The sequence below is a fragment of the Proteus vulgaris genome (assembly GCF_016239305.1).
Taxonomy (GTDB): domain Bacteria; phylum Pseudomonadota; class Gammaproteobacteria; order Enterobacterales; family Enterobacteriaceae; genus Proteus; species Proteus vulgaris_C.
Window position 1 is genome coordinate 64,092 of the sequence record NZ_JAEHOQ010000007.1, and the last position, 25,829, is coordinate 89,920.

Consider the following 25,829-nt stretch of genomic DNA (forward strand, 5'->3'; position numbering starts at 1 on the left):
TATTTCAACCTATTACATAGGCTGAGTCATTAAACCTACAGATTTAACACCTGCTTGACGTAACATGTTGAGAGCTTTAATTATCTCATCATAAGGAACATCTTTAGCACCGCCAATCAGAAATATAACTTTCGGATTTTTTTCCAATTGTCGTTTAGCTTCAGCCATAATCTGTTCTTGAGGCAATAATTCTAATACTTCTTGATCAACTCGAATATTATATTGCCCAATTCCTGCAACCTCGACAATCACCGGGGGATTATCACTAGTTGAAACAGTTTGTGTATCTGTTGCTTCAGGAAGATCAACTTCAACACTTTGCGAAATGATAGGTGCTGTTGCCATAAAAATAAGCAAAAGTACTAACAATACGTCAAGCAAAGGAACAATGTTAATCTCTGACTTTACGCCTCGGCGGTTACTGCGACCTCGTGCCATCAGCTATCTCCTTCTGCGTTAACTATTTCTTTTCTGCTGAGGCAAAAGCTTGGCGATGTAAAATCGTCAGGAACTCTTCCATAAAGTTATCGTAACTTTGTTCCAGTTTAGTTACACGCTGCGTAAACCGGTTATAAGCCATAACTGCGGGGATCGCCGCAAATAAACCGATAGCTGTTGCAATCAACGCTTCAGCAATGCCGGGTGCGACCATTTGTAATGTTGCTTGTTTAACACTACCTAATGCAATAAATGCATGCATAATCCCCCATACTGTACCAAACAGACCAATATATGGGCTGATAGAACCAACAGTACCTAGGAAAGGAATGTGAGTTTCTAGTGATTCTAATTCACGATTAAAAGAGACACGCATTGCTCTTGATGCACCATTAACAACCGCATCAGGCGCATGAACGCTTGCTTGGTGTAAACGAGCAAACTCTTTAAAACCGGAATGAAAAATTTGCTCAGAGCCTGATAATTCATCACGACGAGCTTGGCTCTCTTTATATAAACGAGCCAAGTCAGTACCTGACCAGAATTTATCTTCAAAATCTGCGGCTTCACGATCGGCGGCATTCAGAACTTTGGTTCGCTGAATAATAATCGCCCAAGATGCAATAGAAAATCCGATTAAAATCAACATGATCAACTTAACTAAAAGCCCTGCTTTTAGAAAGAGATCGATAACATTCATGTCAGCCACTACTTAAACTCCGCGATAATGGACTTAGGAAGCGCTACAGGCTTCATTTTTAATGAATCTACGCAGACAACGAGCACATCTGCGCTACACAAAACACAACCATCTTGATTAATAAGCTTTTGAGAAAATGTCATTGAGGCACCACGTAATGTGGTAATTTCACTTTCTACTTGTAAAAGCTCATCAAGTCGAGCGGGTGCAATATATTCTATTGATAATTTACGTACAACAAATACAACATGATCATACTCCCGTAAATCATGCTGATGAAAACCTTTTTCTCTGAGTAATTCTGTTCGAGCGCGTTCAAAATATTTTAGATAGCTGGCGTGATAGACCACACCACCGGCATCAGTATCTTCATAATAAACACGAACAGGCCAAAGAAACTGCATAATATCTTCCTTACATTTTCCGAGTTAAGTCCATAAATAATTAAGCTATAAGTCACTTAACTATACTTAAGAGGTAGCTCTAAGGGAATCATAGTAACGTAAAGAATAGAAAACACAGTTTTCAGGCGCCAATCATAAACTCTTCTTTGCAACACGCAATATGCTTTGTGCTCTGAATACAAAAAATATTTTCATTAAGGCAGCATAAAAATGCTTGCTAATTAGAAATTCATAGATTGCCTTATTTATTAGTATTATTTTTAATGGCAGAAAAAACCAGCTAAAAAACTGGTTTTTCATATAAATCAATTAATTATTTATGATTGGAGTCTCATGAAGGTAGTGCCACTGCCAATCCATTTCATGAGAATTGCGTCTCAATAACGCCACCGACTCTCGTATAAGAATTTTCTCATTTTCAGTGTGGGTTTCTCGATATCTGACAACCACCAAACAATCTGATTGATAAATTATTTTATAATCATCCGTTTTTATTTTCAGACCATTTCTTTTCCCTGCATTTTGTCTGAACATTGCAATAACATCATCATAACTCACTGCTTTTCCGTTGATCCCGACCATCGAAAATTCACTAGATAAAAGATTTTCTATCTTAGTTATTGCATCAACAGAAAGTGGAAATTGTGTAAAAACAGCTTCAATCTCATCATGCAAAGATTTAATGCTTTCGATAATTAAATCGGTATTAAGATTCATCTTGTATTTCCTGTGTAATAGTTTTCTTTTTCAACGTAAATAATAAGGTCAGAGGCAATACGCCAATTAAAGCGCATATTAAAAACGTCATGCTATAAGCTGTTTGTGGTAAACAAAAAAGAGAAAGAATATTAAATAGCATAGCAACAAGTGTTGCACCGATACTAAAAACGACTTGTCTATTAATATTCCAGATAACACTCGCTTGAACTAATTTTTGTGAACTAAAATCATATAATGCTGTTGTTTGTGCCGTGTTTGCACCTATTCCTCCGCCAACCCCAATAACTAAATAAGCGACAATTAACAGTAGAACATCTGTATTACTATTCACAAATGTTAATAAGGCAATGCCAACACTGTGCAATAATAAAGCAAAAATAAATAAGCGTTTCATACCTAATTTATTATAAAGCGCACCGCTTATTGTCATTGAAATAAAGGCACCTAATGCATACAGCAGCATAAAAATACCTGTACCTTGAGCTGTGAATTTTAAATATTGTTGTAAATAGAAAATAGCGAGAATATTTACCCCAGTAAAGACACCAGGAATACAGTAATAAATAAAAATAGAGAGTGATAAGTTTCTATTTTTTAATAGTGCCAAATTAATAACAGGCGATGCATGATGTCGATAATGATAATAATAAAGTATTGCAAAACAGGCCGATAATATCGCTATGATTAATGCAAGTAATGTTGAGTGATACTCACCATAAGCCGATAAAGCAAATAATCCAAAAACGATAATCAAACTAATAAGAATAATGCCTTTAATATCAGGTATGGTATTTTCTTTAGGCAAAGGCTCTTTTACCCAGATAAAAGCGAGAAATGCCGTCAGTAAGGAAAATGGAATATTGCTATAAAATACCCAACGCCAAGAAACGACATCAACAATAAATCCGCCTAGGGTTGGGGATATTGCTGGAGCTATCAGGGCTATTGCCATAATCAATGTTGAAATTTTACTTCTTTCATGCCCTTGAAAATATTGAAAAGTTAACGCTTGCCCAATTGGGATCAATAATCCACCACTCACGCCTTGAACAAAACGCCAGAAAATAAGTTCACTAAAAGAGTGGGAATATCCCACCAAAGCCACAGACACACTAAACATTAACATTGATGTCACCATCAATGCCTTAATACCAAAACGTTCAGATAGCCAATGGCTTAATGGAATAATTAATGTTAATCCTAAGATATAGCTATTTGAAACCCACGTGACGGAAACGATAGAGATCTGCATATCATCAGCAATAGCAGGTAATGCAATAGCTGACATAAAAATATTAATACAATCTATAAAAAAGCCCAGCAGAAATATAGATGCAATACGATAACGGTAAGTCATAAAAATCCTCCGCACATAGAGTACGGAAGATTGACGAATTTCGTCTATCTGACAAAATAGAACTTATTGTTTAATCAGAGTAAACAATCATGCAAAATCAAATTGATCGAATTCGCTCTTTTATTGCTGTTGTTGATACAGGATCTTTTACTCAAGCAGCAAAATATTTACGCTTAAGTAAATCGATGGTAAGTATTCATATCAAAGCGTTAGAAACAGAATTAAATGTCTCACTGCTCAATCGTAATACTCGTCGATTCTCACTGACAGAGACAGGTGAAATGCTTTATCAAGATTTTCGACAGGTACTCATTCAGTTAGAGCAAACATTAGATAAAGCGCGGTTGGGCCAACAAGAATTACAAGGTTCATTACGGTTAGGTTCAACGGCTGAATTTGGTGAATATTATATTTTGCCGTTACTTAGTCAATTTATGCAATTACACCCAAAACTAAAAGTACAGTACGCCTTTAATTCTTCTATTGAGGACTTAATAAATCATAAACTTGATTTAGCGGTTCGTCTTGGCACATTAAAAGACAGTAATTATCGCTCTACAAAATTGGCAGGTTATGAGATAAGTTTAGTTATTTCACCTGATTTATTGCAGAAATTCTCGATAAAAACCATCACTGACTTAAGCGCTATTCCTTATTTAGCAAATAGTAATTTGCGCCAAAGTAAACTTTCAATTTCTGCGCAGTTTAATACCCTTCTTTCTCAATTAGCCCAAGATGCCTATTTTGAAACTAACACCATAGCCGCATTAAAAAAGATGGCGCTTGCGCATTCTGGGATGACTATTTTGCCACATTGGTATATTCGTCAAGAGTTATTAGAAGACCAATTGGTTGTGCTGTTTCCTGAATATTCACTTTTAACGCAATCCGTTAATATTATTTTTCCATATAGTGAACATATTCCAAGAAAAACACGCCTATTTATTGATTTCTTAAAAGAGAATATTCAATTATAAAACAAAAAGATAAGAATATTTTGGATAAGTGAGTAGATAATAAAATACCTTATTTCTTTATCATTACATGAGTAGAAATAAGGTATTTTTTTAGAAGAAGAAATAACTTAACCCAACAACTAGAATAATAATTGCAGGGATTGGATGTAATAAACATTTTGCAACAACATGTTTAGGGCGAAATGCAAGACCAAAAGTAGCCCCTGCACACACTGACCAAATCAGTAATATGCCTTGCCAAATTGCCAATGAACTTGTGTTCGCTGCAAAACGGCTAGGGTCCCACATAATACAAAATGCCATCACCAACGCCATGATTAAAACAAGAGCCCGTATAGGGCCCTTGTCGAGTAGTTGGTAGCTTTTATCCAACATTATTCTTCACTTTCTGAAGTTTTTTTAGCTTCAGCGTGCTCGTAAGCTAGTCCTGCGATCACCGCAATACTACAAGCGAAGAGTGTGCCGAGAAGCCATGCAAAATACCACATTCTCTATGCTCCTTAGTAAAGAGTATGATTATTGCCTTCGATAAATTTCTTATCAAGGCGACCATGCATTTTCCAGTAACACCAGATGGTGTAAAGGAGAACGATAGGTACAAAGATAATCGCAACAACTGTCATGACTTGCAGAGTAAACAAGCTAGAAGTTGCATCCCACATTGTTAAGCTCACATCTGGGAATGTGCTCGAAGGCATCACAAATGGGAACATAGTCACACCACAAGTTAGGATAACACAAGCAATTGTCAGTGAAGTGAACAGGAATGCCCAACCACCTTTATTTGCTTTAGTAGCAACAATCGCCAGTAATGGAGATAACAGGCCTAAGGCCGGCAATGCCCATAATACTGGATAATTGTTGTAATTAGTCATCCAAGCACCCGCTTCATGAGAAACGGTTTTCAATAGTGGAGATGATGGACCGGCTGTATCAATAGTGCTTGTAATAATAAAGCCATCGATACCATAGATTAACCATACACCTGCTAATGCGAATGCGATGAAAGTAATTAATGAGGTAATGTAAGTTGTTTTACGAGTACGCTCATGTAATTCACCGGTAGTACGCATTTGAAGATAACTTGCACCGTGTGCAACAATCATCATTAAGCTAATTACACCTGCTAATAAACCGTATGGGTTTAATAGACTTAACAGGTTAATCAGCGCGTTAGTCGTACCGTTATAAGATACACGCTGCATGCTATCGACTTCTAATGGAACACCTTGTAACAGGTTACCAAAAGCAACACCGATAACTAATGGTGGAACGAAGCTACCAATAAAGATACCCCAATCCCACATACCACGCCATTTTGGAGATTCCAGTTTAGAACGGTAGTCAAAACCTACTGGACGGAAGAATAATGCCGCCAATACGAAGATCATACCAAAATAGAAACCAGAGAATGCCGCAGCATAAACCATTGGCCATGCAGCGAATAATGCACCACCTGCTGTGATTAACCATACTTGGTTACCATCCCAGTGAGGTGCAACAGAGTTAATCAAAATACGGCGTTCAGTGTCATCTTTCGCGATAACGCGTAGTAACACACCGACACCCATATCAAAACCGTCAGTGACCGCGAAGCCAATCAGTAAGATACCAATCAGTAGCCACCAAATAAACCGCAATACTTCATAATCAAACATAGTGGACTCCTGTGTTACTTACTTTGTGCAGAAGAAGCGTTCTTCTGTTCAAAGTGATAGCGACCCGTCTTCAGGCTACTCGGCCCAAGGCGACCAAATTTGAACATCAGGAACATTTCGGCAACTAAGAACAGAGTATACAGACCACAGATAAGACCCATAGATACCAGAATATCAGCCTGTGTCAGTGATGATGTTGCTACAGCCGTAGGCAAGATTTCACCAATCGCCCATGGTTGACGTCCATATTCCGCAACAAACCAACCTGCTTCAATCGCAATCCAAGGTAATGGAATACCCAGTAACGCAGCACGCAGTAACCATCTATAGTTACCAATACGGTTTGATAGAACGGTCCAGAAAGAGACAGCAATAATCAGTAACATTAGGAAGCCAACGGCAACCATGATACGGAATGACCAGAATAGAGGTGCAACATTAGGAATGGTGTCTTTTGCAGCAAGTTTGATTTGCGCTTCTGTTGCATCAACCACATTTTCAGTATAACGCTTCAGTAATAAGCCATAACCTAAATCTTGCTTAGCTTCATTAAACGCCGCACGAACAGCAGGATCAGTATTACCTGAACGCAGTTCACTTAATAATTCGTAAGCTTTCATACCATTACGAATACGAACTTCATGCTGGCTCATTAGATCGTTAAGACCTAATACAGGCGTATCGAAAGAACGCGTTGCAATAATACCCATGACATAAGGGATTTGTAATGCAAACGAGTTTTCCATTTTTTCTTGATTAGGGAATGCAATCAGATTAAATGCAGCTGGAGCTGCTTCTGTATGCCATTCGCCTTCAATTGCAGCCAGTTTGGTTTTTTGTACGTCACCCATTTCGTAACCAGATTCATCACCCAGTACGATAACAGATAACACAGCTGCGATACCAAAAGTAGCGGCAACTGCGAAAGAACGTTTTGCAAAACCGATGTCACGACCTTTGAGCAAGTAGTAAGAGCTAATACCCAGAACAAAGAATGCACCAGTACAGTAACCAGCAGCAACGGTGTGAACAAATTTAACTTGAGCGACAGGGTTTAAAACCAGATCAGCAAAACTCAACATTTCCATTCGCATGGTTTCAAAGTTGAAGTCTGCAGCGACAGGGTTTTGCATCCAACCATTCGCAACAAGGATCCACAGTGCAGAGAAGTTAGAACCGAAAGCAACTAACCAAGTTACCATCAAGTGCTGCTTCTTACCTAAGCGATCCCAGCCAAAGAAGAACAATCCGACGAAAGTTGATTCTAAGAAGAACGCCATCAGACCTTCGATTGCTAAAGGCGCACCGAAGATATCACCGACGTAATGAGAGAAATATGACCAGTTAGTACCAAATTGGAACTCCATGGTCAACCCAGTTGCGACACCCAGAGCAAAGTTAATACCAAATAACTTACCCCAGAACTTTGTCATATCTTTGTAAACTTGTTTACCCGACAGGACATATATCGTTTCCATGATTGCCAGCATAAACGCCATACCTAACGTTAACGGGACAAACAGGAAGTGATACATCGCTGTTAAGGCAAACTGTAACCGTGACAGTTCGACAATATCAAACATCTTGACTCCTTGCTCCTAGCAGGAAGACACCGACTTGCGGCAACCCGACTTTATTAAATTATAAAGCCTCATAACTACCAGCAATAAATGCCTCTAAAAACAACAACGAATATTAAAGACCAAAAACACAATACCTTACAAATAGTACGCTTATATTTACATATAATAAATATATTTTGCGTGACCCAGATTTGAATTCTGAGCTTAGGTCAAAAATACGACTTTTAGGTTTGTAACAGCATATTTGATCGTGTGCCAATTTAAGCATATTCAGAAATTTTTGCCACAATTAATAACTTGACCCACATCAAAAAAACACTTTAATGTTAACTAGTTGCGAATAAATTACCCAATAGTTACCATTGTGTTAATACAATGTTGTTTTTATTTTTAAGTGTAATTTATCTCCTTATATTTTCCATAATAAAATTAACTTTTTATTTTCATAAAAGGCCTAAAAATAAACACTTTTAGTTGTGTTTTATTAATTTTAATATCAAAATCATTTTTTTGCAGGTAAAAAATAAATATTTAAAAAAAATAATTTATTAATTAACAAGTTGAAATTTACAAAAGTGTAAATACAGAAAATAACATCTAGCTAATTTATCAAATAAAGATAAAAATAAAATCTAATAGTGATTGTCTATTTTTAATATTAATGGCTGTTTATTTTATTTTTTATTTCAGATAAGTAAACTGTAATTAATCTATCTTATGGATCTAAAATACAAATAAATGATTCAAAAAAATTAAAAATACTCATTAAAATCAATATAATAAAAAAACAAACTGTTCGACACCCTGAAAAAGAAAACCAGCTCATCTTTATTGTATTTTATTATTTTTGTGGGACATTTCTTACCGCGACCATAAGTATTTCATCATTACACTCAATAGGTATAAAAGAGCCATGTTTCGGCTTTAATCCCCTTTTCAATGCTCTATCATAATAAAAGAATATTTTCTCATATAGGCCTCTTTATCTACCCTCTTTTTCACTTACTCATTAACATGTTTAAAAAACCATCTTCTTAGTAAAAATCGGCCTTACAGCGATATTAAAGGGGAAATTAGGAACTATTATTACGATATTTATAGAAAAGAGCATGATGATGTCGACATAAAATAACTATTTATTTTCTTTTGTTAGTCTCGTTTCTCACCTAAAACATGCATTTAAAATATGGTTTTTAACAACTAAGAATGAATATACACAACATTCATCATTATTTTTAGTTTATGCAAAAAGCTTAGAAAAAGAAAAAAAAGATCTTTTGCATAGAAATCAATAATTGAAAAATTTAATATAAAACAAATGATTAGTATAAATCCATATAGATATTTAAAGTATTAATCACAATACTCGATATAGATATAAATATTTAAATGAAACTAGATATAAAAATGCCAGTTTCCTTTTAAGAAACTGGCATTTAAAATAGTATCAAACTGAAACCATTAACAGTATTTTTACTTACTTGATCATTGATTTAATGGCTTCGCCAATATCAGCTAAGCTACGCACGGTTTTAACACCTGCAGCTTCAAGTGCAGCAAATTTCTCATCCGCTGTACCTTTACCACCCGCAATGATAGCTCCTGCATGTCCCATACGTTTGCCTTTAGGGGCCGTCACACCAGCAATGTAACCTACAACCGGTTTAGTCACATGATCTTTGATATAAGCCGCTGCTTCTTCTTCTGCTGTACCCCCAATTTCACCGATCATCACAATCGCTTCTGTTTGTGGATCTTCTTGGAATAACTTCAGAATATCAATAAAGTTAGAACCTGGAATTGGGTCGCCACCAATACCAACACACGTTGATTGGCCTAAGCCAACATCCGTTGTCTGTTTAACTGCCTCATAAGTTAATGTACCTGAACGAGATACGATACCAACTTTTCCCGGTAAATGAATGTGGCCAGGCATAATGCCAATCTTACATTCACCCGGTGTGATTACACCTGGGCAGTTAGGGCCAATCATACGCACGCCCGCTTCATCTAATTTTACTTTTACTGTTAGCATATCCAAAGTAGGAATACCTTCTGTAATAGTAATGATGAGTTTAATGCCGGCCTCAATCGCTTCTAAGATTGAATCTTTACAAAATGGCGCAGGTACATAAATAACTGTCGCAGTTGCACCTGTTGCCTCAACTGCTTCGCGTACAGTATTAAATACAGGAAGTCCCAAGTGTGTAGTGCCACCTTTACCCGGTGTAACACCACCAACCATTTGTGTACCATAAGCAATTGCTTGCTCAGAGTGAAATGTTCCTTGGCTACCAGTAAAACCTTGGCAAATTACTTTGGTGTTTTTATCGATTAAAATAGACATTATTTTGCCTCCGCTGCTGCAACAACTTGTTTCGCGGCATCAGTTAAGCTTTTAGCTGCGATAATATTTAATCCACTATCCGCTAATTTCTTGGTGCCTAACTCTGCATTGTTTCCTTCAAGACGAACAACCACAGGAACATTAACGCCAACTTCTTCAACTGCGCCAATAATACCGTCTGCGATTAAGTCACAACGAACAATACCGCCGAAAATATTGACTAATACAGCACTAACATTTTCATCTGACAAAATAATTTTAAATGCTTCTGTTACACGTTCTTTTGTTGCACCACCGCCTACATCGAGGAAGTTAGCTGGTTCGCCACCGTGAAGTTTAACGATATCCATAGTACCCATTGCTAAACCAGCACCATTGACCATGCAACCAATATTGCCATCTAATGCAACGTAGTTCAGCTCCCACTGTGCAGCTTGTGCTTCTCGCGGATCTTCCTGTGATGGGTCGTGTAGCTCACGCATCTCTGGCTGGCGATATAATGCATTGCTATCTACACCTAATTTGCCATCAAGACAAATCAAATCATCTTCTTTAGTGATAACTAGAGGGTTAATTTCTATTAGCGCAAGATCACGCTCTAAGAAAATAGTAGCTAATCCCATAAAGATCTTAGCAAATTGACTAACTTGCTTGCCTTTTAAACCCAGCTTAAAGGCGAGCTCTCTTCCCTGATAAGGCATAGGGCCTGTCAGTGGATCAATAATTGCGCGATGAATAAGTTCTGGCGTTTCTTCAGCCACTTTTTCAATTTCTACGCCACCTTCAGTTGAAGCCATAAAGACAACGCGACGGGTACCACGGTCAATAACCGCACCAAGATAAAGCTCTTTAGCAATATCGGTTGCCGCTTCAACCAAAATCTGTGTAACAGGCTGACCATTAGCGTCTGTTTGATAAGTCACTAAACGTTTGCCTAACCATTGTTCAGCAAATGCGCGGATCTCTTCTTTAGATTTAACGACTTTTACGCCGCCCGCTTTACCACGTCCACCCGCGTGAACCTGACATTTCACGACCCAAGGGCCTTGACCGATTTTTGATGCAGCTTCTTCTGCTTCGCGCGGCGTGGAGCAGGCGAAACCAGCAGGTGCTGGTAATCCATACCGTGTGAAAAGCTGTTTTGCCTGATACTCGTGTAAATTCATGATGTTCTATCCATAATCTTGTTGAAAGTCGGGCTTTCTTATTTTTTTGACTATAAGCCAGAGAAATCTGACTTCACGAACACACTGTACTTCTTTGATGCTTGTGTCTGTTGCTAAAGGCAGGAGGAGCATCTCCTGCCTAAAAGCAATATTTATTACTTATACATCCAGTAATAAACGAGCTGGATCTTCTAGCATCTCTTTAACGGTTACTAAGAAACCGACAGACTCACGACCATCAATTAAACGGTGATCATAAGACAGAGCCAGATACATCATTGGTAGAATAACAACCTGACCATCAACGGCCATTGGGCGATCCTTAATAGCATGCATCCCTAAAATGGCACTTTGTGGTGGGTTGATAATAGGCGTTGACATTAATGAGCCGAAAACACCGCCATTTGTGATAGTAAAGTTACCACCCGTTAAGTCTTCAACAGTTAACTTACCATCACGACCTTTTACTGCTAATTCTTTGATGTTTTTCTCGATATCCGCCATGCTCATTGCATCTGCATCACGTAATACTGGTGTTACCAGACCACGAGGTGTTGATACTGCAATACTGATATCGAAATAGTTATGATAAACCACATCTGTGCCATCAATAGAAGCATTCACTTCTGGATAACGTTTCAGTGCTTCAATAACCGCTTTAATATAGAAAGACATAAAGCCTAAACGGACACCGTGGCGTTTTTCGAAAGCTTCACCATATTGAGCACGCAAATCTTTGATCGGTTGCATGTTGATTTCGTTAAACGTTGTCAACATTGCGGTAGTGTTTTTCGCTTCTAATAAACGCTCTGCAACACGTTTGCGTAAACGAGTCATAGGAACACGTTTTTCGCTACGGTGAGATAACAGCGCTTGAGGAGCTTCCTCAACAGGTTTCGTTGCAGTTTTATTTGCAACATGACCTTCGATATCTTGGCGAGTTAAACGACCACCTACACCGCTACCTTTCACATCAGCAGGATTAACATCGTGCTCTGCGACTAAACGACGCGCTGTTGGGCTTAATGCATCGTTATTACCTTTTTCAGCAATATCAGCACTTTGACGCTGTGCTGGTGTGCTATCTTGAGCTGGTTTTACATCAGCAGGAATACCTGTGCTATCACCTAAACGAATGCGACCGAGTAATTGGCGTGAACCAACGGTTGCGCCTTCATCTTCAAGGATACTTTCTAATACGCCTGCTTCACTTGCAGGAACTTCTAAAACAACTTTATCTGTTTCGATTTCAACCAGCACTTCATCGCGTTGAATGCTATCACCAGGTTTTTTATGCCAAGTTGCGACCGATGCGTCAGCAACTGATTCAGGGAGATCCGGTACCAGAATGTCTACACTACTCATTTTCTATCCTTATTTATTCAACTTTCAGTGCGTCTTCAACCAGAGCTTTTTGTTGCTCCTGATGAACAGAGGTATAACCAACTGCTGGAGAGGCTGATGCAGGGCGTCCTGCATAACGTAATGTTGCGCCCGTAGGAATAGCATCACGGAAATTATGCTGACTACAATACCAAGCCCCTTGATTTAGAGGCTCTTCTTGACACCAAACGAAATCTTTCACATGGGCGTAAGATGCCAGAATTTGCGCAATATCTTCGTGTGGGAATGGGTACAGTTGTTCAATACGAATAATGGCAACGTTGTTTTGCTCGTTAGCACGACGTTGTTCTAATAAATCGTAGTAAACCTTACCTGAACACATCACAACACGTTTTACATCAGCTGGTTTTAAATCATCCATCTCACCAATTACAGGTAAGAATTTACCATTGGCTAATTCATCCAATGCAGAAACCGCTAACGGGTGACGTAATAGTGATTTTGGTGACATTACGATAAGTGGGCGACGCATACCACGTAACGCTTGACGGCGTAACATATGGTAAACCTGAGCCGGTGTTGATGGTACACAAACCTGCATGTTTTGCTCTGCACACAGTTGCAGATAGCGTTCTAAACGAGCAGAGGAGTGTTCAGGACCTTGGCCTTCATAACCGTGTGGTAACAACATCACTAAACCACACATGCGACCCCATTTTTGCTCACCAGAGCTAATAAATTGGTCGATAACTACTTGAGCAACGTTTGCAAAGTCACCAAATTGCGCTTCCCAAATAGTCAGTCCACGAGGTTCTGTTGTTGCATAGCCATATTCAAATGCAAGAACGGCTTCTTCTGTTAATACAGAGTCCCAGACATTAAATTGCCCTTGAGCATTATGAATATTAGCCAGTGGAACATAAACAGAACCATTAGTTTGATTATGAATAACGGCGTGACGGTGGAAGAATGTACCACGACCAGCATCTTCACCAGAAAGACGAATGGTAATACCTTGGTCAACTAAAGTTGCATACGCTAATGTTTCCGCGGCACCCCAGTCGAGCAATTTTTCACCTTCTGCCATGACAGCACGGTCTGCATAAATTTTCTCAACACGGGATTGCATCACAATTTCTGAAGGAACAGTACTCACACGGCGCGCTAAATCTTGTAAACGTGTTTTTTCTACTTTATGTGGATAGTCTTCATTCCATTCGTGATTTAAATACGGTTCCCATGTATAAGAATGTAGCCCCATTGGACGGTATTCTTCAACAACACAATCACCACGATCCAGTGCATCACGATAGAGATTAACCAGTTCAGTCACATCATTGGCATCAAGTAGTGATTGAGCAACCAGTTTATCCGCATAAATTTTACGTGGCGTTGGGTGTTTCTTGATTTTTTGATACATCAGAGGCTGAGTCGCATTTGGCTCATCCGCTTCGTTATGGCCATGGCGGCGATAACACACCAAATCAATCATTACGTCACGTTTAAAGGTATTACGGAAATCCAATGCAAGGCGAGTTACAAAAGCAACCGCTTCAGGATCATCAGCATTAACGTGGAAAATTGGTGCCTGAACCATTTTCACAATATCAGTACAGTATTGTGTTGAACGAGCATCTTTTGGATTTGATGTGGTAAAACCAACTTGGTTATTGATAACAATACGAACTGTACCGCCAACTTCATAACCACGCGCTTGCGACATATTCAAGGTTTCTTGAACAACACCTTGACCAGTTACCGCAGCATCACCATGAATGGTAATAGGAAGAACCATATTACTACGCGCTTCATCTAAACGATCACGACGAGCACGAACAGAACCGATAACAACTGGGCTAACAATCTCTAAGTGAGAAGGGTTAAAGGCTAATGCTAAGTGAACTTGAGCCCCTTCAGTTGCAAAATCGGATGAGAAACCTTGGTGATATTTAACGTCACCAGTTCCCAAATGCTCTTTATGGATCCCCGCAAATTCATCAAATAAATCAGCAGGTTTTTTACCAAGGATATTAACCAAAACGTTTAAACGTCCACGGTGTGCCATACCAAGAACCACTTCACGAGTATCTTGTTTACCTGCATGACGGATTAAATCTTTTAGCATAGGTACTAATGCATCACCACCTTCTAAAGAGAAGCGTTTTGCACCTGGGAATTTCGCACCTAAATAGCGTTCTAACCCTTCAGCAGCTGTCAGCTCTGTCAGGAAGCGTAACTTTTCTTCTTTTGTAAATTGGTCTGCAACATTAACTGATTCTAAACGTTGTTGGATCCAGCGTTTTTCTTCAGTGTTAGTGATATGCATATATTCAGCACCGATTGAACCACAATAAATGCGTTTCAGGGCTTCATATAAATCACTTAATTTCATAGTTTCTTTGCCGATGGCGAAAGAACCGACGTTGAAAGTTTCTTCAAAGTCTTCTTTAGTCAGATTATGGAAAGCTGGATCTAAATCTGGAACAGATTCTTGTTTCCACAAACCAAGTGGGTCTAGGTTCGCATTTTGGTGGCCACGAAAACGAAAGGCATTAATGAGCTGCAAAACTTTGACTTGTTTTGAGTCCGTTGCCGGATCGCTTACCGAGGTATGATATCGAGTGGATTCTTTTGCGAGGCGTCTGAAGTAGTCGCGAGTCTGAGAATGCGACTGCTCTATGCCTTGACTTGCGGGCAGTTGTTGAAAAATCTCTCTCCAACTTTCGTCAACAGAGTTTGGGTCAGTTAGGTAATCTTCATAGATGTCTTCTATGTAAGACTGATTCTCTCCTGCTAGAAATGTTGATTCTAGCCAGTCCTTCATTGCGCCGTTCTGCATTATGATCCCTTAAGCTATACAGCTTTAGTTCGCCGTGGATAACTAATACCGTGATTAAACGGTGTCGATTGCAAGGTTCTCTCATGACCCGCTATCTCGCAGGTTCTTTAAATATGGAGCTTTAGCTCTCAAGGAACCTTTAAGCACTGTCTAACAGTGTTTAAAGGTGCCTTACTATTTACCGCAAACGTCTAACTTAGTTTTTCCATTAACCGCCCTAACTATTTTAGGGCGGTTATTATTTTATGCACTACGTTTTAACAACATCGACTTAATGTGGCCAATCGCTTTTGTTGGATTGAGTCCTTTAGGACATACGCTGACACAGTTCATAATGCCATGACAACGGAATACACTGAACGCATCGTTAAGATCATCAAGGCGAGATTCTGTTTCTGTATCACGACTATCAATCAAGAAACGATAAGCAGCTAACAATCCAGCTGGCCCGATAAACTTATCTGGATTCCACCAGAATGACGGGCAAGAGGTTGAACAACAAGCACAAAGGATACAATCGTAAAGACCATCAAGCTTTTCGCGTTGTTCTGGGGACTGTAAGTTCTCACGAGCAGGAGGATTTTTGCCATTATTAATTAAATACGGACGAATTTTCTCATACTGTGTATAGAACTGAGTCATATCCACTATTAAATCACGAATTACTGGTAAACCGGGTAACGGTCTGATCACAATTTTCTTACTTCCTTTCTGTAAAGATGAAATAGGTGTGATACAAGCCAAACCATTTTTACCATTCATGTTCACGCCATCAGAGCCGCAAACACCTTCACGACAAGAACGACGGAACGATAAGGTAGGATCTTTTTCCTTTAATTGAATTAATGCATCCAACAGCATCATGTCACGCCCTTCAGGAACTTCGAGGGTGTAATCTTGCATATGCGGCGCATTATCAACGTCGGGATTGTAACGATAAATCGAAAATTCAAGTTTCATATTTAAGTCTCCGCAACTTCAATAACACCGCTAATTAATAGGTACGCACTTTTGGTGGGAAGGCTTCACGCAGTTTCGGCTGCATATTGACTTCACGGCGTGTCATTGTTTCGGTTTGCGGTTGATATAATGTATGGCATAACCAGTTCGCATCATCACGTTCTGGGAAATCGAAACGGCTATGAGCACCACGACTTTCTGTGCGGAAATTTGCAGATACCGCAGTGGCATAAGCAGTTTCCATCAGGTTATCTAATTCTAAGCATTCAATACGCTGAGTATTAAACTCACTTGAATTATCATCGAGTCGTGCATTTTGTAAGCGCTCACGAATGACTTTTAGTTCTTCTAAGCCTTTTGCCATTGCATCGCCTTCACGGAATACTGAGAAGTTATGTTGCATACAAGATTGCAGAGCTTTACGGATCTCAACAGGATCTTCACCCGAGCGATTGTTTTCCCAGCGATTTAAACGTGTTAATGCTGCTTCAACATCCGACTCGCTTGCATCACGCATCGTGCCTTGCTCCATCAGAGACTCTTTTAAGTGAACCCCTGCCGAACGACCAAATACAACGAGGTCTAACAGTGAGTTACCACCTAAACGGTTGGCACCGTGAACAGATACACAGGCAATTTCACCGACAGCAAACAGTCCAGGAATAACAACATCTTCACCCTTCTCGTTCACACGAATAGCTTGACCCGTCACTTTTGTTGGAATACCTCCCATCATATAGTGACAAGTAGGTATAACAGGAATTGGCTCTTTGATAGGATCAACGTGTGCGAATGTACGAGACAGATCAAGAATACCCGGTAAACGTGATTCAAGGACTTCTTTACCAAGATGATCGAGTTTCAATTTCGCATGAGGTCCCCAAGGGCCATCACAGCCACGACCTTCACGAATTTCAATCATGATTGAACGAGCCACTACGTCACGACCTGCAAGGTCTTTAGCGTTAGGTGCATAACGTTCCATAAAGCGTTCACCGTCTTTATTCAACAGATATCCGCCTTCACCACGACAACCTTCGGTCACTAACACGCCCGCACCGGCAATACCCGTTGGGTGGAATTGCCACATTTCCATATCTTGCAGTGGAACACCTGCACGAACCGCCATACCAACGCCGTCACCTGTGTTGATATGCGCATTTGTAGTAGACTGATAAATACGACCCGCACCACCAGTGGATAAAATAGTGGCATTGGCTTTAAAATAAACCACTTCACCCGTTTCGATGCAAATTGCAGTACACCCAACAATATCGCCATCTTGGTTTTTCACGAGATCCAGTGAATACCACTCTGAAAAGATAGTTGTGTGATTTTTTAAATTTTGCTGATATAGGGTATGCAACAATGCGTGCCCAGTACGGTCAGCAGCAGCTGCAGTACGCGCAGCTTGTTCGCCACCGAAGTTCTTAGACTGACCACCAAACGGACGTTGATAAATACGGCCATCATCTAAGCGAGAAAATGGAAGCCCCATATGTTCCAGTTCTAAAATTGCTTCAGGGCCAGTTTTACACATATATTCGATAGCATCTTGGTCACCGATATAATCGGAACCTTTTACCGTATCGTACATGTGCCATTCCCAGTTATCCTCATGGGTATTACCTAGCGCAACCGTAATACCACCTTGAGCTGAAACAGTATGAGAACGAGTAGGAAAAACTTTAGAAATTAGCGCACAAGACAAACCCATTTGGGAAATCTGTAAAGCAGCACGCATACCCGCGCCACCAGCACCAATAACAACGGCATCAAACTCTCTTACTGGCAGATTCATTACACACCCCACACCACAATTGTTCCATAAATAAGATAAACCAACAGCGCAACAACAATAATCAGTTGTAAAGTCAGGCGTAATGCCAGCGGTTTAATATAGTCCGTTAACACTTGCCACATGCCTATCCACGCGTGGATAAGAATAGAAAGCAACGTCAAGATGGTGAACACTTTGGTTAGAGATGAGCTAAAGAACCCACGCCATACTTCATAGGTAATTTCTGTGGTTGCAATAAAACCCACAAGATAAAGAACATATAAAACGATAATGATGGCTGAGGCACGCAGAAATAACCAATCCTGTATGCCAGTACGGCCTAAAGTAGAAGAATTACTTACCATACTAATACCCCCGCCAATATTGATAAAATTACTGTAATAACCATAGATGCAGCCGCAGAATTACGACCCACAATCAAGGTTTCATCAATAAAGCCGAAGTCCATTAACATGTGACGAATACCACCACAAATATGGTATGCCAATGCCGTTAGGATGCCCCACAAAATAAATTTTGCGAAGAAACCAGTCATTATTTCAGCAGCTTGCTGAAAACCTTCAGGAGAGGAGAGAGAGGTGCCAAGTAACCACAGTAAGATGCCAACTGCGACTAACATGATAACCCCAGAGACACGATGCAAGATCGATGCGATAGCAGGGAGTGGAAACTGTATCGTCTGTAAATCCAGATTGACAGGTCTTTGTTTTTTCACAATTTATGCCCACACAGCTTTTATAATTTTTCCTTCCTCCGGACCTGGATGGAAATCAAACAGCGAATGGGGTACAAAGGCACATTTTAAGTAAAATGTTAAATCCGTCTATTTTACAAAAATTGTGGATTCGTTACGCTGGTTCTCCATACAACAAAGGTTCCGGAGACCTGCGCGCAGTATAAGTGCTTCACAAACTTATTACAATTACCACACAACTTGTGTGCCAGACATTTGCCTCGAACAGTGAGAAGGATCACTATTTAATATATCTGATGCAAAAATGATTATCATTTTTGACACATGTACAACATTTTAATTACATTTACTGCATAATTTTAATGTTTATGTTTTTTTTGTGCGCAAACACGCTTCCAGAAACCTCAAACTTATGTAAAAGTGTTGGCAGTACTAATTCTAAGTGCATTGCATAAAAAAGCACCTAAAAAAACATAACATCAAAAGCTCCTTAACATAAGTGACACACTATAGACCTAGAGATGACGGGCATAAAATAAAACCCAACTAGGTACCTTACATCAACTATAGTTTCACTATCGAAGTGCATCTTTATTCTTTATGGAGATACCCTCGACTTTGTTAGGAGACATATAAGCGCTAAGGAGATTATAAATGGCTGATAACAAAGCTAAGCTAACGATTGATGAAACATCTGTAGACTTGGACGTTCTATCCCCTACACTCGGTTCCAAAGTTATTGATATTCGTACTCTCGGCTCCAAAGGTTATTACACCTATGATCCCGGCTTTACCTCAACCGCCTCTTGTGAGTCAAAAATCACCTTTATTGATGGTGATAACGGTATCTTACTTCACCGTGGTTTCCCTATCGGGCAATTAGCGACTGAATCAACATATTTGGAAGTCTGTTACATCCTGCTATACGGTGAAGCTCCTACCCAAGAGCAATACGATAATTTTAAAACGACTGTCACTCGTCACACCATGATCCATGAACAAATCACCCGCCTGTTCAATGGGTTCCGTCGTGACTCACACCCAATGGCTGTATTGTGTGGTGTTACAGGGGCTTTAGCTGCGTTCTATCATGATGCATTGGATGTCAGTAATCCGGTTCACCGCGATATCACGGCTTATCGTCTGTTATCCAAAATGCCAACTGTGGCAGCAATGTGTTACAAATACTCGATTGGCCAACCTTTTGTGTATCCAAAAAATGACCTTTCTTATGCGGGTAACTTCCTGCATATGATGTTTGCAACACCATGCGAAGAATATGTTGTCAATCCAGTACTTGAGCGTGCTATGGATAGAATTTTCATCCTTCATGCTGATCACGAACAAAATGCATCAACATCTACAGTACGTACTGCAGGCTCTTCAGGTGCAAATCCATTTGCCTGTATTGCTGCGGGTATCGCGTCACTTTGGGGGCCTGCTCATGGCGGTGCAAACGAAGCGTGTTTACGTATGCTGGAAGAGATCAAAACAGTTGAACACATTCCTGAATTCATTAAACGTGCAAAAGACAAAAATGACTCCTTCCGTTTAATGGGCTTTGGTCATCGTGTTTACAAAAACTACGATCCTCGTGCAACAGTTATGCGTGAAACTTGTCATGAAGTGTTAAAAGAATTAAACCTCAATGACAGCTTACTTGAAGTGGCAATGGAATTAGAACGCATCGCATTAAACGACCCGTACTTTATTGAGAAAAAATTATACCCTAACGTAGACTTCTATTCTGGTATTATTCTTAAAGCGTTAGGTATTCCATCCAATATGTTTACCGTTATTTTTGCAATTGCGCGTACAATTGGCTGGATTGCTCACTGGAATGAAATGCACGAAGATGGTCTGAAAATTGCACGTCCTCGTCAGCTTTATACTGGTTATGAGGAACGTGATTTTAAAAGTGAAATTAAAAAGAAATAGTTGATTTTTATTAATTGTTTATCTTACTAAGCCCCGTTTAAATCGGGGCTTTATAATTTTAGTTACTAAAAATTAATCAGCTTTTTAAATATTCTTGTGGTGTCTGCCCCGTCATTTTCTTAAAAAACGTGATAAAAGCACTATCACTGGCAAATCCTAATATCTGACTAATATCTATATAACGATGATGAGTTGCTAATAATTCAATCGCTTTCATTAGCCGCCACTGCTGACGCCATTGCTGGTAACTTAAGCCTGTTTCTTTATAAAATAAACGCGTGATCGTTTTTTCACTCGCTCCCACATATTTTGCCATTTCTTGTAACGGTGGTGGCAAATCATCAAATGATAAACGCTTTAATCGCCTATCTTTCGGCATAAATAAATGATTGGGTTGTCGTTGAGCTTGGGTGATTTCATCAAAGAAAACAGCTAATAGGTTCGCATAACGCCCTTCCTCCCATTGCGTATCAAAATCAGCCACAGAAATGCGCTCAAGAATTTCTCGCAAAAGAGGAGAAAGCGTAAATATCTCACTCTCACTTGGAAATTTATCATGATATTTATCGGAAATATAAACAGAACGATATCCCACTGAGGCATACATTTCGACTCGATGTTCTAATTTTGCAGGGATCCAAGCAATTCTCATGGGAGGTAAGACAGAAACCCGAGAGGCTAAAGTAATTCGCATACATCCTGACTGCGTAAATAATAATTGTCCTCTATCATGAGAATGAAATCCTGAATCGTGCTTTCCCATTTCTGCCGCAATACCCACAACTGATGCAAGATGCTCTTCTGGCACAAAGTGGTCGTATTGATTAAGCCAAGCCATTACTTGTCCTATTTGAAAAATAATATGTCTTTATGTTTATAACAAGACATTCATTATCTCTGTATTCTGTTCATCAAGATTTAAGGATGTAGGATAAAAAGATGAACAAAAAACTCTCTTTATGGTTAGCAATTGCGTTAATGATGTTTCCACAAATTGCAGAAACCATTTATAGCCCAGCACTTACTGATATTGCAAACGGCTTTCATGTCAGTGCAAACGAGGCTGGACAAACACTTTCGCTCTATTTCTTTGCATTTGCATTAGGGGTCATTATATGGGGTCGGTTATGTGATGTCATTGGTCGTCGTCCGACAATGTTAGCTGGGTTGTTTATTTATGCTATTGCTTGTCTTGGTGTTTTCATGACACAAGATTTTTCAGTATTACTTGGATTGCGTATGCTTTCCGCTTTTGGTGCTGCGGTAGGCTCAGTAGGTACACAAACCATTATGCGTGATGTCTATAGTGGTGATGAGTTAGCGAAAGTATTCTCAGTTATGGGGGCCGCTATCGCACTAAGTCCAGCAATAGGTATGCTAAGCGGTTCATTATTAGTTAGCTATTCAGGTTACCAAGGGGTATTTAGCGGCCTAGCACTTCTTGCTGTAATTTTACTGTTATGGAGTACTTTTGCTTTACCTGAAAGTCGCCCTGAAACAATAAAAACAGCACCATTAGGAGAAACTGCAATAAAAATGCTTAAGGATAAGCAGATTGCTAAAACCGTATTCTTAATTGCCTTTTTTAATATCAGCCTTTTTGCTTATTATCAGTTAGCACCTTTTATGTTTGATAAACAAGGTTATAGCGCAAGCACCTTTGGATATAGTGGCATTGTGTTAGCAATAGGCGTAGGTATAGGCTCTTATATTAATAAAGCACTATTAAACCATCATTGGCAATGTGGAAAATTAGTTTTACTCGCCAGTTTTATTGCATTAGTTAGTGCTGTGGGTGTTTATTTTTTACGTAACCACATTAGCTTTATTATCCCAATGATGACGAGTGTTATTGCTTATGGCATTGCTATTCCAAATATCTTAGCTACAGCATTAGCACAGTATAAAGATCGTTTAGGCACTGCGGGTGCATTATTAGGCTTGTTCTACTATTTGTTAATTGGTGGCGGGCTTGCACTAGCAGGATGGGGACAAGACTTAGCTATCACCTTACTAATTTGTAGTCTAGGTTCATTGCTACTCTCTTTTTCTCGTCAAATGACAAAATAATAAATTCAAAAGAACTTCTTATATCAATAAGAGGTTCTTTTTATTTTGTGATATTTATATAAAATCAAAAGGAATAAAACTAATTGATAAAAAACAAATAAGGATAAAATATGTCAAATGGAATGAGTACAACTCAAAAAAATCTTGAAAAGAAATTAGCTAAATTTGATAACGTAAATAATCTTTATCCTCTTGAAGTACCGGAACTAACTAAACTTAAAGACACTTTGCTACCTGATAATACCTATGAGCACATAGTTCACTCATATAAAGAATTATTAAAAAAGATGAAGCAAAATGCAATTGACGAAAAAAATTGGAATAAACGCTCTTCATTTGTTCATAAAAAAGCGCAAGAGTCTTATGAAGCCTTATCTCAATATAATGAAACAAGTCTGAAAAATATTTTAAATCAACTTAATTCGCCTGAAGGTTCACTCAATGAATTAGATCGCGAAATTATTCAGTATAAAAACATAATTACAAGCTTACCTGAATTCACGATTTTTCATCTTATTCGCACAATAGATGACGACCTTAAACCAAAACATATATCGAGTTATGAAATTAATCATTATGATCCTAAGCATATTTTCGAACATATCGAATTACGCCACATTGAAGAGATCTTAATTCAAAGAAATTACCCTAATGCGAAACGTATTATCGCCAGCTTTTTTCTGGGACAGTATGGTATAGAGCATTTATCAAAACCAGAGCAAATTTGGCCTTTTTACTACCAATATCCTGAATATATCGCAGAAGCCTTACAACTTATTCCCAATCAAAGTAATACTGATAATGACCAATTTAGCCTTGATAATGCACTTCGTGTATTAGAAACCTATCCCATTATTCCATCACAATTTATTCCTAAAGTATTGCAACTTGCTTTAGGAGATAGACAAATTTATCGCTTTGACGCACAAAAACTTATTGAAAAACTCCCAGAGCCTCACTTATTTATTCAAGAAGGTCTGACATCAAAGAAAAAAAACGCTCGAATTATTGCAATAAATTGGCTAATTGAACTCAATAATCATGATGCTACTCCAGCATTAATCGCCTTATTAAAGACAGAAAATGATGAAGTTATTCGTACACTATTAATTACTGCACTAGAACATTTTGACGAAGATATTTCAGATTTCCTCGATCCCCTTACCTTACTTGCAGAAGCTGAAATTGGCTTAAAAAATAAGATCCCAGATAATTTATCTTGGTTTGATTTTAATGCCATGCCTCAACTGACGTGGAAAGATAATAAAATCGTTGAACCTAGAATTATTCAATGGTGGGTAATATTAGCGGTAAAATTAAAACTTCCAGCAGGTAATACACTATTACATCACTATATCAATTTACTTTCTTTAAAAAGCCAACAGACTCTTGCTCAGTTTCTGTTAGTTAAATTTATTACTCAAGATGTCGATACACCATCAAAAGATAAAATTTATCTGAGTTCAGGACTATCCTATTCCGCCCCTATGTCTGCAATTAAAGAAAAAGGTATGTTAGGGCTTATTTTTCCAATTGAAGGCTATATCGCTGTACCTTTATTGCGAAATTATATGCGTGACCATTACGAACGCCGAGCACAAATAGAAGCGATGATTGACGCTATTGGTGGAAGTAATGACCCAATTATTATTCAATTTTTACTTTCTATTTCTCGCCGTTATCGTGCAGCATCTATTCAAACTAAAGCACGGCAATTAATCACCCAAATAGCACAACGCAATAATTGGACTGAAGATGAACTGGCAGATAGAACCATACCAACAGCCGGACTTGATGACTCAGGTGTACTGACTTTAGATTATGGTGAGCGCACATTCACTGCAAAAGTTAACGATAAACTGCAATTTGTCCTATTTAACACTGAAGGAAAAGTGATAAAAACATTGCCAACACCTCGTGTTAATGATGACAGCACACTAATTAAAGAGACAAAAAAATACTTCACATCAAGTAAAAAAGAGTTAAAGCAGATTATCGAATCACAGACATTACGTTTATACGAAGCAATGTGCGTTCAACGTCAATGGTTAAGCACTGATTGGCAAGAGTTTCTTCAAACTAATCCGATTATGCATAAATTGATGGAGCGATTAATTTGGCAAGAAATCAAGGACGATAAAATCATTAATACATTTCGTCCCTCAAATGATGGTGCTTTATTAAATATCGAAGATGAAGAGATCACATTACAAAGCGATTCATCTCTTCGTTTAGCACACAGCGTATTTTTAAATGAAGAAGAAAAACACGCGTGGTTAGCACATTTTAAAGATTACAAAATGGCGTTTTTATTTTCCCAATTAGAACATGACATACCAATATTAGAGGATAAACAAATTCAGATCGCAGAGAAAAAAGGTTGGTTAACAGATGCCTATACATTAAGAAACGCAATGACAAAATTAGGCTATCAACGTGGCTCAGTAGAAGATGCTGGATTTTATAACTGTTATCACAAATATTTTTCTGGCTTAGATCTCAGTGTCATTATCAACTTTAGTGGTAACTGTGTGCCTGAAGAGAATGTCACTGTCGCATTATTAGAGTTAGTTTTTGAAAAAGGTCGCCAAAGTGGATTAGATAGACATAAATTAGCTATCAAAAATATCCCACCTATTTTATTAGCAGAAAGTTATGCAGAATACTTAAAAATCGCAGATGTTTGCGTGGGTTTTTCTCCTGATTGGGAAAAGAAATTACCTTGGTAAACACTATTCACTGATGATTTTCTTATCCCGTACTAAATGAAAAGTACGGGATTTATTCTAACGATATTAAGCTCCGTTTTTGCTGTTAATTTCAATCAATTTAG

General features: G+C 38.7%; 22 protein-coding genes. 4 read left to right on the forward strand and 18 right to left on the reverse strand.

Annotation, left to right across the window (positions count from 1 at the left end; genetic code table 11):
- Positions 1-12: 12 nt before the first annotated feature.
- The 5 genes from tolR to JEP40_RS06945 form a co-directional block, all read right to left on the reverse strand.
- Positions 13-438, reverse strand: coding sequence for a colicin uptake protein TolR (gene tolR, locus JEP40_RS06925; protein WP_072070589.1), 426 nt, complete (start codon positions 436-438; stop codon positions 13-15).
- 22 nt (positions 439-460) lie between these two features.
- The gene (gene tolQ / locus JEP40_RS06930; RefSeq protein WP_198622971.1) at positions 461-1,147 is read right to left on the reverse strand and encodes a Tol-Pal system protein TolQ; all 687 of its coding nucleotides are present in this window, start codon (positions 1,145-1,147) and stop codon (positions 461-463) included.
- On the reverse strand, positions 1,147-1,542 hold the full coding sequence (ybgC, locus tag JEP40_RS06935) for a tol-pal system-associated acyl-CoA thioesterase (RefSeq protein WP_166541040.1): 396 nt from the start codon (positions 1,540-1,542) through the stop codon (positions 1,147-1,149). Before ybgC ends, tolQ begins: the two co-directional genes overlap by 1 nt.
- Positions 1,543-1,851: 309 nt before the next feature.
- Entirely contained in the window at positions 1,852-2,259 is a 408-nt protein-coding gene (locus tag JEP40_RS06940; RefSeq protein WP_198622972.1) for a DUF4440 domain-containing protein, read from the reverse strand.
- Positions 2,249-3,619 (reverse strand): MFS transporter, encoded by a 1,371-nt coding sequence (locus JEP40_RS06945; RefSeq protein WP_198622973.1) that lies wholly within the window; start codon positions 3,617-3,619, stop codon positions 2,249-2,251. The genes JEP40_RS06940 and JEP40_RS06945 overlap by 11 nt, the downstream gene beginning before the upstream one ends.
- A gap of 89 nt (positions 3,620-3,708) precedes the next feature.
- On the opposite strand from JEP40_RS06945, the gene JEP40_RS06950 reads away from it, so the two are divergent.
- Positions 3,709-4,596 carry a LysR family transcriptional regulator gene (locus tag JEP40_RS06950; protein ID WP_198622974.1) on the forward strand — a complete coding sequence of 296 codons (888 nt, stop codon included), beginning with the start codon at positions 3,709-3,711 and terminating at the stop codon, positions 4,594-4,596.
- A gap of 90 nt (positions 4,597-4,686) precedes the next feature.
- Here the strand turns inward: JEP40_RS06950 and ybgE are convergent, their stop codons facing one another.
- From ybgE to sdhC, 12 genes are all read right to left on the reverse strand, one after another.
- The gene (ybgE, locus tag JEP40_RS06955) at positions 4,687-4,971 is read right to left on the reverse strand and encodes a cyd operon protein YbgE (RefSeq protein WP_193017138.1); all 285 of its coding nucleotides are present in this window, start codon (positions 4,969-4,971) and stop codon (positions 4,687-4,689) included.
- Complete coding sequence (gene cydX, locus JEP40_RS06960; RefSeq protein WP_004244425.1) at positions 4,971-5,084, reverse strand: cytochrome bd-I oxidase subunit CydX; 114 nt, start codon at positions 5,082-5,084, stop codon at positions 4,971-4,973. The genes ybgE and cydX overlap by 1 nt, the downstream gene beginning before the upstream one ends.
- Before the next feature lie 12 nt (positions 5,085-5,096).
- On the reverse strand, positions 5,097-6,254 hold the full coding sequence (gene cydB, locus JEP40_RS06965; RefSeq protein WP_198622975.1) for a cytochrome d ubiquinol oxidase subunit II: 1,158 nt from the start codon (positions 6,252-6,254) through the stop codon (positions 5,097-5,099).
- A 14-nt stretch (positions 6,255-6,268) separates the two neighbouring features.
- Positions 6,269-7,837: a cytochrome ubiquinol oxidase subunit I gene (gene cydA / locus JEP40_RS06970; RefSeq protein ID WP_193017136.1), complete on the reverse strand. Its 1,569-nt coding sequence runs from the start codon at positions 7,835-7,837 to the stop codon at positions 6,269-6,271.
- Positions 7,838-9,314: 1,477 nt separating this feature from the next.
- A complete protein-coding gene (gene sucD, locus JEP40_RS06975) occupies positions 9,315-10,184 on the reverse strand; it encodes a succinate--CoA ligase subunit alpha (RefSeq protein WP_072070202.1) in 870 nt (289 codons plus the stop codon).
- Complete coding sequence (gene sucC, locus JEP40_RS06980; RefSeq protein WP_072070203.1) at positions 10,184-11,350, reverse strand: ADP-forming succinate--CoA ligase subunit beta; 1,167 nt, start codon at positions 11,348-11,350, stop codon at positions 10,184-10,186. The genes sucD and sucC overlap by 1 nt, the downstream gene beginning before the upstream one ends.
- Positions 11,351-11,509: 159 nt before the next feature.
- A complete protein-coding gene (gene odhB, locus JEP40_RS06985) occupies positions 11,510-12,715 on the reverse strand; it encodes a 2-oxoglutarate dehydrogenase complex dihydrolipoyllysine-residue succinyltransferase (protein WP_198622976.1) in 1,206 nt (401 codons plus the stop codon).
- Between the two features lie 13 nt (positions 12,716-12,728).
- The gene (sucA, locus tag JEP40_RS06990; RefSeq protein WP_198622977.1) at positions 12,729-15,533 is read right to left on the reverse strand and encodes a 2-oxoglutarate dehydrogenase E1 component; all 2,805 of its coding nucleotides are present in this window, start codon (positions 15,531-15,533) and stop codon (positions 12,729-12,731) included.
- 243 nt (positions 15,534-15,776) lie between these two features.
- Positions 15,777-16,493: a succinate dehydrogenase iron-sulfur subunit gene (locus tag JEP40_RS06995; RefSeq protein ID WP_006537662.1), complete on the reverse strand. Its 717-nt coding sequence runs from the start codon at positions 16,491-16,493 to the stop codon at positions 15,777-15,779.
- Positions 16,494-16,527: 34 nt separating this feature from the next.
- Positions 16,528-18,294 carry a succinate dehydrogenase flavoprotein subunit gene (gene sdhA / locus JEP40_RS07000; protein WP_198622978.1) on the reverse strand — a complete coding sequence of 589 codons (1,767 nt, stop codon included), beginning with the start codon at positions 18,292-18,294 and terminating at the stop codon, positions 16,528-16,530.
- Positions 18,294-18,638, reverse strand: a complete 345-nt coding sequence (sdhD, locus tag JEP40_RS07005; RefSeq protein ID WP_006537664.1) for a succinate dehydrogenase membrane anchor subunit — start codon at positions 18,636-18,638, stop codon at positions 18,294-18,296. Before sdhD ends, sdhA begins: the two co-directional genes overlap by 1 nt.
- Positions 18,632-19,012, reverse strand: coding sequence for a succinate dehydrogenase cytochrome b556 subunit (gene sdhC / locus JEP40_RS07010; RefSeq protein WP_129586864.1), 381 nt, complete (start codon positions 19,010-19,012; stop codon positions 18,632-18,634). Before sdhC ends, sdhD begins: the two co-directional genes overlap by 7 nt.
- A gap of 630 nt (positions 19,013-19,642) precedes the next feature.
- Here sdhC and JEP40_RS07015 point away from each other — a divergent pair.
- Positions 19,643-20,926, forward strand: coding sequence for a citrate synthase (locus tag JEP40_RS07015; protein WP_198622979.1), 1,284 nt, complete (start codon positions 19,643-19,645; stop codon positions 20,924-20,926).
- 76 nt (positions 20,927-21,002) lie between these two features.
- Here the strand turns inward: JEP40_RS07015 and JEP40_RS07020 are convergent, their stop codons facing one another.
- The gene (locus JEP40_RS07020) at positions 21,003-21,764 is read right to left on the reverse strand and encodes an AraC family transcriptional regulator (protein ID WP_006537667.1); all 762 of its coding nucleotides are present in this window, start codon (positions 21,762-21,764) and stop codon (positions 21,003-21,005) included.
- 101 nt (positions 21,765-21,865) lie between these two features.
- Between JEP40_RS07020 and JEP40_RS07025 the strand changes: the two genes are divergently transcribed.
- Together JEP40_RS07025 and JEP40_RS07030 are read left to right on the forward strand one after the other, a co-directional pair.
- Positions 21,866-22,996, forward strand: coding sequence for a multidrug effflux MFS transporter (locus JEP40_RS07025; protein ID WP_198622980.1), 1,131 nt, complete (start codon positions 21,866-21,868; stop codon positions 22,994-22,996).
- Between the two features lie 110 nt (positions 22,997-23,106).
- Positions 23,107-25,725: a DUF4132 domain-containing protein gene (locus JEP40_RS07030; RefSeq protein ID WP_198622981.1), complete on the forward strand. Its 2,619-nt coding sequence runs from the start codon at positions 23,107-23,109 to the stop codon at positions 25,723-25,725.
- Positions 25,726-25,829 lie beyond the last annotated feature (104 nt).